This is a genomic window from Prolixibacter denitrificans (assembly GCF_003014495.1).
GTDB classification, from domain to species: Bacteria; Bacteroidota; Bacteroidia; order Bacteroidales; family Prolixibacteraceae; genus Prolixibacter; species Prolixibacter denitrificans.
The window spans coordinates 1-14812 of the sequence record NZ_PYGC01000014.1 but is presented as its reverse complement, the minus strand read 5'-3'; the positions used below and the strand labels follow the sequence as shown (position 1 = coordinate 14812).

At 43.8% G+C, this 14812-nt stretch carries 14 protein-coding genes; 5 read left to right on the top strand and 9 right to left on the bottom strand.

The window, feature by feature from the left end; genetic code table 11:
- Positions 1-24 precede the first annotated feature (24 nt).
- Positions 25-669: an oxidoreductase gene (locus tag CLV93_RS18375; protein ID WP_106543692.1), complete on the bottom strand. Its 645-nt coding sequence runs from the start codon at positions 667-669 to the stop codon at positions 25-27.
- Positions 670-853: 184 nt separating this feature from the next.
- On the opposite strand from CLV93_RS18375, the gene CLV93_RS18370 reads away from it, so the two are divergent.
- Complete coding sequence (locus tag CLV93_RS18370) at positions 854-2008, top strand: DUF819 family protein (protein ID WP_106543691.1); 1155 nt, start codon at positions 854-856, stop codon at positions 2006-2008.
- Positions 2009-2026: 18 nt separating this feature from the next.
- Here CLV93_RS18370 and CLV93_RS18365 read toward each other — a convergent pair whose 3' ends face one another.
- A complete protein-coding gene (locus tag CLV93_RS18365; RefSeq protein WP_106543690.1) occupies positions 2027-2233 on the bottom strand; it encodes a hypothetical protein in 207 nt (68 codons plus the stop codon).
- Positions 2234-2575: 342 nt separating this feature from the next.
- On the opposite strand from CLV93_RS18365, the gene CLV93_RS18360 reads away from it, so the two are divergent.
- The 3 genes from CLV93_RS18360 to CLV93_RS18350 all read left to right on the top strand — a co-directional run bounded on the left by CLV93_RS18360 (position 2576) and on the right by CLV93_RS18350 (position 7045).
- Positions 2576-3349, top strand: a complete 774-nt coding sequence (locus CLV93_RS18360; protein ID WP_106543689.1) for a class I SAM-dependent methyltransferase — start codon at positions 2576-2578, stop codon at positions 3347-3349.
- 173 nt (positions 3350-3522) lie between these two features.
- On the top strand, positions 3523-5484 hold the full coding sequence (locus CLV93_RS18355) for a tetratricopeptide repeat-containing sensor histidine kinase (protein WP_106543688.1): 1962 nt from the start codon (positions 3523-3525) through the stop codon (positions 5482-5484).
- 289 nt (positions 5485-5773) lie between these two features.
- A complete protein-coding gene (locus CLV93_RS18350) occupies positions 5774-7045 on the top strand; it encodes a cation:proton antiporter (RefSeq protein WP_106543687.1) in 1272 nt (423 codons plus the stop codon).
- Positions 7046-7109: 64 nt separating this feature from the next.
- On the opposite strand, the gene CLV93_RS18345 is transcribed toward CLV93_RS18350, so the two are convergent.
- The 7 genes from CLV93_RS18345 to CLV93_RS18315 form a co-directional block, all read right to left on the bottom strand.
- The gene (locus CLV93_RS18345) at positions 7110-8420 is read right to left on the bottom strand and encodes a condensation domain-containing protein (protein WP_106543686.1); all 1311 of its coding nucleotides are present in this window, start codon (positions 8418-8420) and stop codon (positions 7110-7112) included.
- A gap of 62 nt (positions 8421-8482) precedes the next feature.
- A complete protein-coding gene (locus tag CLV93_RS18340) occupies positions 8483-9064 on the bottom strand; it encodes a Crp/Fnr family transcriptional regulator (RefSeq protein WP_106543685.1) in 582 nt (193 codons plus the stop codon).
- Positions 9065-9177: 113 nt separating this feature from the next.
- Positions 9178-10557 carry an aldehyde dehydrogenase gene (locus tag CLV93_RS18335; RefSeq protein WP_106543684.1) on the bottom strand — a complete coding sequence of 460 codons (1380 nt, stop codon included), beginning with the start codon at positions 10555-10557 and terminating at the stop codon, positions 9178-9180.
- An 18-nt stretch (positions 10558-10575) separates the two neighbouring features.
- Positions 10576-11382: an SDR family oxidoreductase gene (locus CLV93_RS18330; RefSeq protein WP_106543683.1), complete on the bottom strand. Its 807-nt coding sequence runs from the start codon at positions 11380-11382 to the stop codon at positions 10576-10578.
- A gap of 82 nt (positions 11383-11464) precedes the next feature.
- Positions 11465-12139, bottom strand: coding sequence for a hypothetical protein (locus tag CLV93_RS18325; RefSeq protein WP_106543682.1), 675 nt, complete (start codon positions 12137-12139; stop codon positions 11465-11467).
- Positions 12136-12621: a hypothetical protein gene (locus tag CLV93_RS18320; protein ID WP_106543681.1), complete on the bottom strand. Its 486-nt coding sequence runs from the start codon at positions 12619-12621 to the stop codon at positions 12136-12138. Before CLV93_RS18320 ends, CLV93_RS18325 begins: the two co-directional genes overlap by 4 nt.
- A gap of 29 nt (positions 12622-12650) precedes the next feature.
- The gene (locus CLV93_RS18315; protein WP_146142082.1) at positions 12651-13877 is read right to left on the bottom strand and encodes an SEC-C metal-binding domain-containing protein; all 1227 of its coding nucleotides are present in this window, start codon (positions 13875-13877) and stop codon (positions 12651-12653) included.
- Positions 13878-14302: 425 nt separating this feature from the next.
- Between CLV93_RS18315 and CLV93_RS20320 the strand changes: the two genes are divergently transcribed.
- Complete coding sequence (locus tag CLV93_RS20320; protein ID WP_153637040.1) at positions 14303-14452, top strand: hypothetical protein; 150 nt, start codon at positions 14303-14305, stop codon at positions 14450-14452.
- Positions 14453-14812 lie beyond the last annotated feature (360 nt).

Sequence of the window (14812 nt, the reverse complement as noted above, 5' to 3'; positions counted from 1 at the left end):
TTTCTGATTCTTTTCGTTGGAAACTTATTCCATATCCTGAATTTCGTTCGATTCCAGAATGTGCAATCCCGGACTGGCAGTTAGCGCCATGTGATACATGCTTCCGGCTACTTTTCCGGCCGATACGGCACGGTACTTCTTAGGAATAAGAGGGCGAAGAATTTTCATCAACACGGCACTGAACTCTTCGCTAAATCGTTTCTCCTTACGGTCGCCCAACAAAAGCGAAGGACGCACGATAATCGTGGTTTCCATTCCGACTTTCCGGATGGCCTTCTCCATTTTTCCTTTAATGCGGTTGTAGAAAAACATCGATTTTGGGTCGGCTCCCATCGAACTGACGACCAGGAAGCGATGGGCACCCAGTTCTTTGGCGCGTTTGGCCAGCGTGACGACGTATTCGAGGTCCACTCTCCGAAAAGCGTCTTTGCTGCCGGCTTTTTTCATGGTCGTGCCCAATGCACAATACACGTCGTCGATGCGCTCTTCCAGCGAAAAATCCACCAGCTGGTCAAAATCAATCAGGTGTTCGATGATTTTATCGCCCGGATTTTCCATTTGGCGACGAACCAATAAATGGATGCGGCTATATTCCGGCGAACCGGAAAGATAATAAACAAGTTCTTTACCTACCAGGCCGGATGCTCCGGCAATAACTGCTGTTCTCATGATGGTTTGAACGTTAACTTTTTGTGATAAAGAATTCGATAACGGAAAATATTTTTGGTGCTTCCCATTAACAGGGAACGTCTCCGGAGGTTCATTGCCAACTCCCCGATGACTTATTGAAATAGGCGAAGTGCGGATATTATCCTATTTTTACGGCCACTTTGCTGTACATAAACTTAAGCTTATGTTGCTCCTGAAACAAATTCTGTTGGTTATCTTTTATTTATTTTCTCCGTTGCTGGTTCTGCACCTGAATCATCGATACAAGTTTGTCAATAAGCTTGGTGCGGTGGTCGTGGCTTACCTCGTCGGACTGTTGCTGGGTAACCTGCCGATTTTGCCTGAAGGAAGCCATGCGATTCAGGATACCATCACAGCTATCGTTATTCCGCTGGCCATTCCGCTGATGCTTTTCTCCTCTAATCTGCGCGATGCAATGCATTTGGCCCGGCGTACCATGATTGCGATGATAATCGGTATTTTCAGCGTGACGGTGGTTGTGGTCATAGGTTACCTGACGTTACGGGGACAAGAGGACGATTTGTGGAAGATTGCCGGCATGTTGATTGGCGTTTATACCGGGGGCACGCCGAACCTCGCTTCCCTGAAGTTTATGTTGGGAGTAGACGATACGCATTATCTTATCACGCACACCAGCGACTTAATTATTTCGGGAGCCTATTTCTTTTTCCTGATTTCGGTTGGGCAGCGGGTTTTCAACTGGGTGTTGCCGGTTACCCCGAAAGTAACGCATCAGGCGGATGATTTTACCGAAATGGATGGAAGCGATCCGTATTGGGGCATGCTGAAGCGTGATAAGTACATTCCGTTGCTGAAGGCATTTGCGTTGGCTGTTGCTATTTTCGCGGTAGCAGGAGGTGCGTCTTTCCTGTTTCCTGAGAGCTACCAGGTACCGGTGGTGATGTTGCTGATTACGACGTTGGGACTGGCTGCTTCGTTTGTGCCGGCGTTTAACCGCATCGAGAAATCGTTTGAGCTGGGCATGTACCTGGTGCTGGTGTTTAGCGTGGTGGTGGCTTCCATGGTAAATATTCCGGACCTGATTAACGGCGCGCCAACCCTTTTCTATTACGTCTCGATGGTAATTTTCGGTTCGCTTGTGTTGCAGGTCATCCTGTCGCGCATTTTCAAAATTGACACCGATACGGTTATCATTACCAGCACGGCATTGATTTGCAGTCCGCCCTTTGTGCCGGTCGTCGCCGGAGCGCTTCATAACCGCCGCATTGTAGTTCCCGGCCTGACCGTTGGTATTATCGGCTACGCCATTGGCAACTACCTCGGCTTTGTGATTGCTGAGCTGCTAAAGAACTGGTAAGCTATTTTTCAGTTTACCTTATTTGTTGGTCTTCAACGGATGTTCCCGCTTAATGGCACAACGGGTCAGGTATATTGTTCCATTGATAATGAGCACAACGGAAATTCCTTCCAGAAATCCCAACAGAAAATCATTCAGATGGTCGCTGAATATTCGGCTAAAAATCAGGAGCAGGTTGCCAACACCAAAAGTCAGGAAGAGAAGGAAGCGTATCGTTTTTTTCATCAGTTTACTTTTTAAATCACGGTTTCTGTTTGATTAGACTTACAATTGGCGAATCGTTACATTTTTCTGAAAAAAAAGAGGGGATAAATTACATTTTATTGATAATCAGTAGCTGAAAAATCCTTACCTTTACCCCGTCTAAAATCATTGGATGTTTAAATTGAATTTGGATTTGGTGAAGTAAATAACCTTAGGCGTTCTGCCGGGGTTATCCCTTAAGCAACTCAGGCACATTCCTGCCGGAGTTATTTTCATGTCTGTATAATAAATCATTTTCTGATGCCCTGCGGATGAGCACTGTGCCATTGTGCGGAGGTTTCAGGTATCTTAAATTTAAACATCATGAGTAACGAAAATAAATCCATTCACGAATTCGATGTAAACTTAATCTGCGAATATTTTGCCACCGTTGAGAGACAAGGCCCCGGCAGTCCGGAAATAACAATGAAGGCATTGAGCTTTGTCGACAATCTGACGGACAAGTCCCGCATTGTGGACCTTGGTTGTGGAACAGGCGGCCAAACGATGGTGTTGGCACAGCACGCTCCTGGACAAATTACCGGTGTCGATTTGTTTACCAAATTTGTAGACCTATTCAATGCTAATGCACGTAAGCTGAATTTACAAAATCGGGTAAAAGGCATCGTTGGTTCCATGGATGATCTTCCTTATCAGGAAGAAGAACTGGACCTGATTTGGTCGGAAGGCGCGATCTACAACATAGGCTTTGAGCGTGGACTGAACGAATGGCGGCAGTTTCTGAAACGAGGTGGCTATCTTGCCGTTTCCGAAGCCTCGTGGTTTACCGACGAACGTCCGGCTGAGATTGATGAATTTTGGCAGGATGCTTACCCGGAGATTGACACAATTCCCCGCAAGGTAGCCCAAATGCAACAAGCCGGGTACGTTCCGGTAGCAACCTTCATCCTTCCGGAAAGCTGTTGGACCGAAGATTTTTACTCGCCGCAGGAGGCAGCACATGAAGCTTTTCTGAAGAAAAACGCCGGAAATAAAGCGGCAGAAGAGTTCATTGCCAACCAACGGCATGAGGTTCAGCTGTACCACAAATACAAGGATTATTACGGTTACGTTTTCTATATCGGAAGAAAGCTTTAATTTATTGATTGAGAGGGATTATTTCTGCTTCGTCAGGATAATTCCTCTTTTTAAATAATCTCTTGGTATACAAATTTCCTGTGTAAAGATTGCTGCACTGCAATATTGGACAGGGAAAACCGTTTAATTCAACACGTTTAATTTTTAACTTTAGCGCAAATTTTGAGCATCGTATGAACAGGAAACTGTTGTATTTCACTATATACATTCTGGCATTTGCATTCAGTTCGCAACTTTACGGGCAAACCATCTCGTCCGGTGAATTGAAAAAACTTGATTCGCTGCCCAAGCTGGAGCAGGTGAAAATGCTTTCGGCATGGTGTTGGAAAAACCGGGAAAAGAACACTGATGAGGCTATTCAGTATGGACTGAAAGCGATAAAGATTGCCAAAGCGGAAGGCTACGATAAAGAGTTGGCCACGCTCTACAATTACGTCGGTGTCCTGTATCAGCATTACAAGTACGAGATTCAGAAAGGGATATCGTATTACGACCTGGGATTGCCTCTTAGTTTGCAGGTAAAGGATTCGGTGGAAATTGCTTATGTGTACAATAACCTGGGGGACGCTTTCTACAAGATTGGGAATATTCCGCTGGCGTTCGAGTATGCTAAAAAATCGATGGCCATATTCGAGCGTTTGCATAATGCACCCGGTATTGCGTACAGTTACATCAACATGGGGGAGTTGAGCCGTATTAACGAGAAATACAATACGGCGCTCGATTACTTCCGGAAGGCAATTGCCCTTCGCCAAACCTTTAACGATTCCACCGGGATTGCTTCAGCCAACCTGGAAATTGCGCGGACATTGTTGCTGAAAGGGCAGACCGATTCGGCCATGTATTATTTCCGCCGGTCGCTGGAAAAGCACGAGCAAATTAAGAACAAGAACTACATGGCTTATTCCATGCAGGGAATGGGCGATGTTTTTCTGCGCAAAGCTCAGTACGATTCGGCCTATGTTTATTTTAAGGGGGCATTGAAGTTATGCCGGGAAAGGAAAAATCCAACGGGTGAGATTGATAGCCAATTGGGAATGGCGAAGGTGTTGGCGAATACAGGAAAAGAGAAAGAAGGGGAACAAATCCTGGATGAGGCCCTGGTCAACGCGCGGAAATCGAAACTTACCCCGAATATTCTGAAGGTATACAGAGCCAAGGGCGAATTCTATCATCAGTTAAAAGAGTTTCGTAAGTCATCGGGGAACTATCAGAACTATGTTGCCACGTACGATTCGTTGTTTTCGGCTTTGCAGTATCAAACCTTGTCCGAAATTAAGGACCGGTTTCAGATGACAGAGCAGTTAAATCGTGTTCATCAGGACTTAAAGGCAAAACAGAAGGACCAGATTTATGCCATAATAATCATCGTATTGCTGTTGGTACTTTCGCTTGTTCTCGTTCTGCGGCACCGGACCGTCTCCCGGTTAAGCGCCGAGCTGTTGCAGTCGAACCAATCGAAAGATAAAATCCTCTCCATTGTTTCGCATGATCTGGTCAGTTCGTTCAATGCGCTGTTGGGAACGAGCGAGCTGTTGATGGAGGATCTGGACGAAGGTGATATGGCTGGGGCCAAAAGTAACGGCCGTTTGATTCAGCAAACCTCGGAAGAGACCTATCGTTTCATCTCCAATTTGCTGACCTGGGCCCGCTCACAGCAACATACCATTCGATTGTACAAGGAAGAGTTCGATTTGAGCGGATTGCTGACCGATGTGAAATCGATGTTCGATAACCAGGCCCGGATGAAAGAGATTCAATTCCGCGTTAACGCCGGTGCAGAGGTGATGGTGAATGCCGATAAGAATCTGCTCCAGATCGTGCTGGTTAATTTGCTGAACAATGCATTGAAGTTTACCAACCCCAACGGAACCATCGATCTGTCAATCGAAATGAAGGAGAAGCAGGTGAAAGTTTCGGTGAAAGACAACGGCGTTGGCATTTCTCCGGAACGAATGGCCGAGCTCTTCAAAAGCCGGACCATCGATAGCCTTCCTGGTACTGGTAACGAAAAAGGAACCGGCCTGGGACTGTTCCTGTGCAAAGAGTTCGTGGAAATGCACGGCGGCGAGATTCATGTGAACAGTGCAGAAGGCAAGGGCTCCGAGTTCTGGTTTACGCTGCCGCTTGCCTGATAATATTGGGAACCATTTTTTTAGGGAAACACTTTTTTTTGTTTAGAGTAAGGTTCGCTATTCAATTCAGAAACCTAAAATTTAATGTATTTCGGTTAACAAACCTGTAGGTTGGGGAGTATGTGCTGTGCTTAAAAACATTTTTGCTTAAAATCGGCATCTTATTTAGAAACAATCTACGAGCTTTTTTATATTTGTACCCTGATTTTTTGAGTTGACAATTGTTATAGTGGATACCGGAATCGGATGATTCTATAATTGTAATATAACCAGATTAAAGAACCATAAAATGTCGCATACAGATCTTATTGACTTAACCATTATCTCCGTCATGACGCTCGGATTTTTTGCGTTTTTGCTGAGTGAAAAAGTGCATATTTCCTCTATTCCGATACTGATTGTTCTGGGCTTCTTATTTGGACCTGTTTTTGGATTGATTCCGAATGACCAGGGACACACTATTTTTAATTATGCCCGTGTGCTGGGATTGGTCCTCATCTTATATACAGAGGGACACAACCTGAAGTGGTCCATGATTAAAAAGCACATTGCAACCATCGGGATAATGGCTACCGTCGGGATGATTCTAACAGCCGCCGTCAGTGGCTTCTTGTTCTCTTATCTGTTCAACCTTCCTTTTGGAGCCGGAATGCTTTTCGGAACCGTTGTGGCGGCCACCGACCCGGCTACGTTGATTCCCCTGTTCAAGCAGAACAAGGTGGATGAGAACATCAAAACCGTGATTGTCACCGAATCCATTTTCAACGATCCGCTGGCGATTGTGTTGAGTACCCTGGCCATTGCCATGGTGGCTCCGCATGCCGACCAGGCGCATCTCATCGAAAATATCGCACAGTACACCTCCATTTATCCGGCCGGAGTGATTTACTTCCTCTATGTGATTGTTTCATCCCTGGCGCTGGGACTGGGAATGGGAGTGCTCGGTTACTGGACCATCCGTTGGCTGAAACCGGGACTGTTTCCTCAGATTTTTGGTATTTCCATCGCATTCGGAGGTTTCCTGGTCGGTGAAGCTGCTCAGTCATCGGGATACCTGGTGGCGACCATCATCGGGATTGTCTTCGGAAACCACGCCATCCTGTTTAAGAAATGGAACGAACACGAAGGGTTCAATAAATTCGTTGATGAGGAGATGCACTTTAACGAAATCATCTCTGATTTGGCCAGTGTGTTCATCTTTATTTTGTTCGGTGCCACTGTTAATATTTCTGTTCTCAACGAAACCTTGTTAAAAGGTGCTATCATTGCTTTAGGGGTTGTTTTTATTGCCCGTCCCATTGCTGCGTTAGCCATCGTGCCGTTGAAAAAATGGAACTGGAAAGAATACTTGTTTATTTCACTGGAAGGGCCAAGAGGAGTGGTTCCGGCAGCTTTGGCGGCTATTCCTCTCAATATCGGATTTATGAGTCATGACCAAACCCTGATTTATTGGGGTGAGATTATTCTCTCGGCCACGATTATGACCGTATTGATTTCCGTATTACTCGAAACACTCTGGGTAAAACCACTTTCGAAGAAATTGCTGACGCCTAAAAAATAACGTGCATTCTTAGTCACGGGAAAAGCACCAAAAGGGTTTTAATAGAGCCTCTTTGGTGCTTTTTTTATTTAATTCCCTGACTCTGCAACACTTCCTGCCGAAGCGTCGTTTTGAGTTCTTCCATGAAGTCAGCAATAAAGACCTCATTCTTTCCGCTGAAATACGAACCGATGGATAGTGTCAGGTGATGTCCGTAAGTCGACGCTGCCAGTTGCAACAATCCCGGATGATTGATGCCTCCCAACATGTATGCCTGGGTGGGAGTGAGCCTATCAAAAGCTACGTTGGTTTCTTCGATGATTCCCGTATTGCTTAAACTTGGAGACGAATCCGATTTACCTTCTTTTATCTTGTCAAATTCTTTGTGAAATATGCCTTTGAGCTTTGAATAGGGAATCGTTTTAAACAGGGCAGCCATCGCAGGAAAATCGGCCAGACTGTATTTCATCTGTTTCCGGTTCCTGGTGGTGGTCGATATTTCTTTCAGTAAACCGGCAAAGTCGTTTATCGAGTTATCGACATCGATGTTGTGAATGGCCGAAAAATTCGATAACACATCATAATCTGCTTTATCCAGGTACCGTCTTAAATCAGATGAATAGGTGATTCGATTGGTCTTGTTGGTATTCGGTAGCATCTTTTTCAACGTGTAATAGTACACCGTCAAAAGAAGGTCGTTCACCGTCGCTGAATGTTGCTGACCAAACTCCCAAAACTTCTTAAATTCAGATGGTTCGATGGTGTAGGTGGTAAATCCAGGGTTTTGCAGCTTATCTAATTCCATTGTTCGCCGGAAGGTTGGAGCATCTTTTTTGCCGGATAGCATCACTTTCAGGACGGAGAGCTTTTCTTTCACCCCTAATTTCTTCGACAGGGTTTTTAAACTACGAGCTGGAGTGTAGGCTGACTGCTCAACGGGTTCGTTTCGCGATAGGCGGCTGTAATTTTCAGCTAACTGGTACATGAAATCCTTTACCCCGGCTGCATCCGAAATGGCATGATTGCAGTTGAGTATGAGAATATCGGTTTCTGCTCGTATTAACGATAGAGCCAGCTGAGGACCGGCAAATGTGTGGATGGGCTTTAAAATAATTTCTTGCAACAATTGCTCAGGCTCGCTGCATTCCTGGAAAGAATATATTTCATCGACATTCATTTCGGAAAATTGCCAGAGCACAGCTTTCTTACCTTCGACGTAATGAGAAAAAACAATCGGGTTGTTTTCGGCAGTGACTTGTACAGCTTTCCTTAGCGTTTTCTCATCGAGCGTTCCATTAAAATGCAGAACCAATCGTATTTGATGATCGGCAATATGTTTGCAAAATACCTGCATCTGGTCCCACATGGGCACATGGATTGTCTTAAAACCTGCCATTTCTATCCGTTTTATATAAAGGCAAATTTTCAGGTTTTAATTCATACCTCTCTTCACTTAAGTTAACTTTTGGCTTTTTGGTGCAACTTATTTTTGATGCGGCAAAAGGACTGCGGAGCGACTCCCAGAAACGAAGCCATATCCTTTTGTGGAATTTTCTGAAGCAGTGATGGCGGATAATTCTGCGTCAACCAGGAATACCGTTGTTCGGGCGTTTGACTTTTTAGGTGAATGATCATCAGTTTCGAGAATAGGTCAAATTCGTTCAGAAGGCCATTGGTGAATTTCTTCCACGCCGACAGTTTTTCCAGCTTTCTGTATTGTTCGTAGTTGGTTTGCCATGCCGTTGAATCGTCCAATGCCTGGATGTTTTCGAGTGAAGGGCGCCGGTTGATAAAACTGGCTTCGGAGGTAAAACAATAGGGCGGGAAGGTAAATGTTTTGACGACTTCTTTGCCATCGTGATTGTAGAAGTAACGCAGCAATCCGCTTTCCAGAAAATAGAAGTGCTTGCAAACTTCACCCTCCTGTAGAATGATTTCGTTCTTGGAAAATTCTCGTTGGGTAAAAGCCTGACTTATTACGTTCCATTCATTGTCAGGTACGGTCGTGTATTTTTCTATGAAGCGTTTGAATTCTCTCATTTTTCATTCGGATGCTGTGTTAGCTGCTAAGCGTTGATGAATGTTGCACGAAGCAAATTTACGACTATCTGCTGAATGGTCTTTCCCGTCGCGTCAGCGGCCGTAATCTGGCTTCACTTCAATATCCTCTTCAACACCCAAAAGTATTTGAACGGCACGTATTTGAAGGGCAAGTCAATCCACGTAGGCGAGGTGACGATGGAGCGCTGGTTGCTGAACGCCAGAAAGCTCTCCCGGCCGTGGTAGTTGCCGGTACCGCTGTTGCCAACGCCGCCAAAGGGCATATGATGATTGGCAATGTGCAGTAGGGTGTCGTTGATGCAGCCTCCGCCGGAAGTAGTTTTGGCTAAGACTTCTTTTGCCTGTTTATTCTTGCCGAAATAGTAGAAGGCGAGGGGCTTTTCGTTTTTGTTCACGTATCCAATGGCTTCGTCGATGTGTTCGAAGGTCATCACCGGAAGGATGGGGCCGAAGATTTCATCCTGCATGACCATGAAATCAGGTGACACATTGTCGATGATGGTGGGAGCGATGTACTTTTCGCTGGCATCCACTTCGCCGCCGGAATGGATGGTTCCCTGGTTTAACAATCCGGTCAGTCGTTCCATGGCCCGTTCACTGACGATGCGGGGATAGAACCGGCTTTGTTGGATGTCGGGGCCGTACATCGACCGGATGTTTTCAGCGATTTTATCCAGCAGCTGGTCTTTCACCGATTGGTGGGCCAGCAGGTAATCCGGAGCGATACAGGTTTGCCCGGCGTTGATCAATTTCCCCCAGGCGATACGTTTGGCAGCGATATCGAGGTTGGCATCTGCATCGACGATGCAGGGACTTTTGCCACCCAGTTCCAGCACCACCGGTGTCAAATGTTTGGCCGCTGCTTCCATCACTACTTTCCCGACTTTCGGACTGCCGGTGAAAAAGATGATGTCGAAACGCTGGGCAAACAGGCGGGTGTTGGTTTCTCTTCCTCCCTGAACAACACTCACATATTCCGGGGCAAAGTGTTCGTGAATCATCTCTTCCATGACCCGGGCAATGGTTGGCGCATCGGGTGAAGGCTTCAAGATGCTGCAGCAGCCGGCTGAAATGGCGCCCACCAGCGAATTGATCAACAACTGGAACGGGTAATTCCACGGGGCCACGATTAAGGCGACTCCCAGCGGCTCGTAAATGATTTTACTCGACGACGGTAATAGCTGAATGGGCGTGGAAACATGTTTTGGTTTGGCCCATTTCTTCAGGTGCCTGATGTGGTTGTCGATTTCGCCGGTCACAATGCTGATTTCGGTCAGAAAGGCTTCCTCGGGCGACTTGTGCAAATCGTCCCACAGTGCATTCTCTATTTTCTCCCGGTATTGGCCGATGGCTTTCCTGAGCTTGCGCAACTGCTTTAACCGGAAACGGATATCCCGGGTTTGATGGGTGGAGAAATAAGCCCGCTGGCTCTCCAGTTTCTCAACAATGATCTGTTCAGCTGTTTCGTTCATCGTGGTGTGTTCCAAACGTTATGATTTGCGTCCCTTAAAATGTTCCATGGTTGTATAAATTCCAAATACATTGCTGGCCAGCCAGTCAAAACCGTTGGTCGAAAACAGCCCCTGACTGATGCGGGTGAGCGGGTAAATGTACCGCGGGAAGGTAACCATCTTCTTCCCTTTTCTCATGGCTTTGATAATCCGGTGGGCCGTTGGTTCGGGCTTCAGAATCGGGATGCGCGATTGCACTCCGTCGAACATGCCGGTGTTGATGTAGTAGGGCATAATGGTGGTCACGCCGACATTCTTTTTAAGCTGTTTCATTTCCAGTCGCAGGCTGTCCGACCAGCCGGTAACGGCCCATTTGCTGGCGGCGTACACGGCCATCTTGGGATTGGAAACAATCCCGGCCGATGAGGCAATGTTGCAGATGTGCCCCGAGTTTTGCTTCATCATATCCCCCAGGAATTCCCGGGTAACCAGCATCGGCGCATGAGTGTTGACCTCCATGGTTTTCAGGATGTCGTTGGTGGTGTGTTCATGAAAATATTTCCCGACCACAATACCGGCATTGTTGATGAGCACATCCACCACGCCGTGTTCCTGCTTTACTTTTTGAGCGGTCTCTTTTACCTGCTCCACGTTGGCCACATCCACCCGGTAGCCGGTAATGGAACCGCGGGCAGACAACTCCCCAATGGTTTCATCAATTCCTTCCTGATTGAGATCCCAGATAATGACCCGGGCTTTTTGCACCAACAGGATGCCCGCCATCAGTTTCCCGATACCGGAAGCGCCACCCGTTATCAATGCTGTTTTTCCTTCGAAGTTTTTCATGGGTTTAAGGTTCAGTTGTTAAATTGATTCCGATACCTATTGTGACTCGATTACACCTCACATTTTTTTATCGATAGTGTTTTTATTTCTTCTCTTTAATTTCTCGGTGTGTAAATATATCATAGGTTTTTCCATCTTCAGGAAAACCTATTATTCTACACCTTTTATCAGCCGGATTTTTAACCAAAGAAACTTCGTCTAAAGATTCGAATTCTTCTATAATCTCATAACATAATTCTCCCATATAAGCATATCCTTTCATGTGCTCACAATGCTCAAGCTTTTCTCCACAAATTGAGCATTTAGATTTTGAAACAGTACAACCTCTGCTTGCGAAGTACATCTCGGGGAAAAGTAATTTTTCGTAAGAGTAAAGTTTATATGCATATTTTTCCAAATAATCGCCGTTGAACGGGTGATTTCGAATGGCAGAAGAGATTGAATTTTGTGCAATAATTAATGCATCCCAAGCTTCATCTGGCTTATCTTCTTTTAGTTTTGTTATTAACGTTAATTCATTGATTACTGCCCCGACGCTAAGTCCAATACATAGAAGTAAATTCGATTTTTCATTATTTCCTTCTTTTTGAGCGGTATGTTTTTCTTCGGTAATTTTTTTAAGTAATGACTCTAATATCTCAATTTGTTCTTTTTGTATTTCTATCGCACGAACGAATATTGCTTTAGATTGAGCTATATTAATTATGGCATTATAGTTTTCGAAAAAAGCATTTAACTCAGGATAGGGATTTTTCATTTTTTGAGACTTTTAATTATTTCAGGAATGGTTTTTAATCCCTCAATATCGCCTTCATAGTTAATGGATTTATATTCTGATTTGGGTGTTGTTTCTACTACTATCTCTATTTTGACATTTTTTTTACCGAATGTTCCTTTGTAATAATCTGATATTTGCTTTGATAATAAGTCGATAACTGTCTTAACTATAGGATAATTTTCAGTCAATATTGAATATCCGATAAATACAATTGGAGCAAAAAAATCAATTGCTCTACGTTGCTTTAGCTTTAAGTCAGTAGATTTGAGCAATTCTATTTCAATATCGTGATGGTTTAAATATTTTTTAATTTCTAATGCAGTATCCGTAAAAACGAAATCATCTTCAGAATTAGCGCTGATAATATTTTCAGGTAATATTGAAAGAGAAATTGACTTGTCAATATTTAATTCTTTAAGCCTATTGTTTAAATTTATGTAATCTGTGATTTCATGTTTCATATGATGAAGTGCTTGTGATTAATATCAACTTATTTTCCACAACAATGTTTAAATTTCTTTCCACTCTCGCATGGACACATTTCATTTCTTCCAACTTTACGCCCCAGTCTCTTTTTTATTCGACTTTCCTCCATATTTTTTGTATGGATATTAATTTCTGAATTTATGTGTTCTTTCAGTTTGTCATCAAGAAAGAAGTTTGGATGCCAACCTTTTAACAATTTTTCAACGATTAATGAATCAAATGCCGCTGCCCCAACGCCTGCGATTCCACTTGTAGCAAGTCCAATGAAATTGGGATAAATCCACCTTAGAATGCGAACCCACGATTTTGAAGCGATAGTTGGATTAAATTTCATTAATTCCTCATAAATTAATGCTTTATTCCAACCTTTTTCCCTGAACCAATTCCTAAATTTTTTTCCATCTATACTATTTCGAAGTTCTATGATATGTTCGAACTTAATTACTTCATCTAGTATTAGGCTTGCAAGGTCAGGTATTCCTTTATCCGAGATAATTTTATTAAATAGTTTGTCTGGCTCTGTATTTTTTTCGAATATCGGAGAAAGTTTATTGGCCAATAATTTTGATGTAAATCCCTCTGTTAATAGAAAATCTGCATTGACATCATGTTGATAAATAAGGCTTTTGTTTAAATAACATAACCTCATGAAAGATAAAATATCACTGTCTGGAATGTTTACTATATCCTCTGCTCTCAAGGATAATAGCTTTGTCAGATTCTTATTGTTTAGATCATAATATAGTTCTTCTTCTATTAAAGAGCCGGTCCAAGCTCCATCTATGTCTATCTTCTTTTTTTCAACATTTAAAAGTAGAGGTTGCAATTTTCGATGAAGGATCTTGCCCTTGTACTTTTTGTCAAGTCTTTGTTCGATTGCCTCAATTTGTAAGCCGGAGCAATTGCTAAAATTCATTAGCATGTTATTGCCTTTTCTATTAACAAGAAAACCAACCAAGGTCCCTCCATCGTCAATTATTTGGAGGGCATCGTCAGTGAATAATTTCAAAACGTTTTCGATACCAATTAACAGTTCAAGTTCTTCTATGGAATCTAGTTTTATTAATATTTTGTCATGAATTAGTAAGGAAGTAATAAATTCATTTAGGAAATATAATTTTTCATTATGCCCAAATTGAGGGATATCGTTATTTGCTGTTCGTCCAAAATAATAGGAATCACCATTATCTTTCCATCTGTAGGTAAACGTATCAATAAAAATACTGGTCATATTTCCTTCTTTAATATTACTGCTAACTAGTTGTGCATTGTTTTTAGATTCCAATATTGAGATACGCTGTGTGCTTCTAACATTGGGTGATTGGTTTCTGTCTTCATTCTGTTGATTCTTAAGTCCCACCCAAGTTAACAAAAAAATTATTCCACAATCACATGTTCTTGGCGCAACCGGGTAAGTGGTCGGGACAACTTCCGAAGCCTTCAGGAGCGCTCTCGCATGCTACGTCTCTACGTACGCGCATAGGTCGCTCTCGTTTTACGAATGGTACACGGTAGAAACGCAATGCTTTGCATCTCCATGGAGCGAGCCGTTTTCTTCAAGCCCGGCGTTTGGTTTGTTTTCCGGTTCACTTCTCCGTTAACACAACCGTAGCAATGCGTAACCCTCGCGTAGCAACGCACACCTGACACGAAGAAATGCATAACGGACCCGTAGCAACCCGTTACGCACCTGAAGCAACGCACGACCGACCTGTAGCAGCTCACACCGCACGTGTAGCAACGCATGCCGCACGCGTAGCAACTGACCGGACGAAATTAAGCCTGACCTCCCCTAAAATAGCTTGACAGATTTATACTTAATTGGTGAGTCCGGTTGTTTGTTATTTCGTAACAACTGGATTCCAAATATACTTCTTTTTATATTCCTGCCTGGCCCGTCGCTTTTAATAGCAAAACCTAAAACAGACTTGAGATTGTTTCTAAAACCTGAAATACCCGAAAATTCTCCGTGTTAATCCTGTTCCTTCATCCCGGTTTTTCTCTTAACCCGGGTTGGCCTGACAGGTTTTTATGTATCACCTGATTCACGCTTCAACGGATAGGAACGCTTTTTCCAGTGTTTCTTTAATGTTCCGGTTTGCTTATGTGCATCAGTGGGGAACATCATGTCCACACTACGATGCGGCCGTTTATGATTGTATTTGT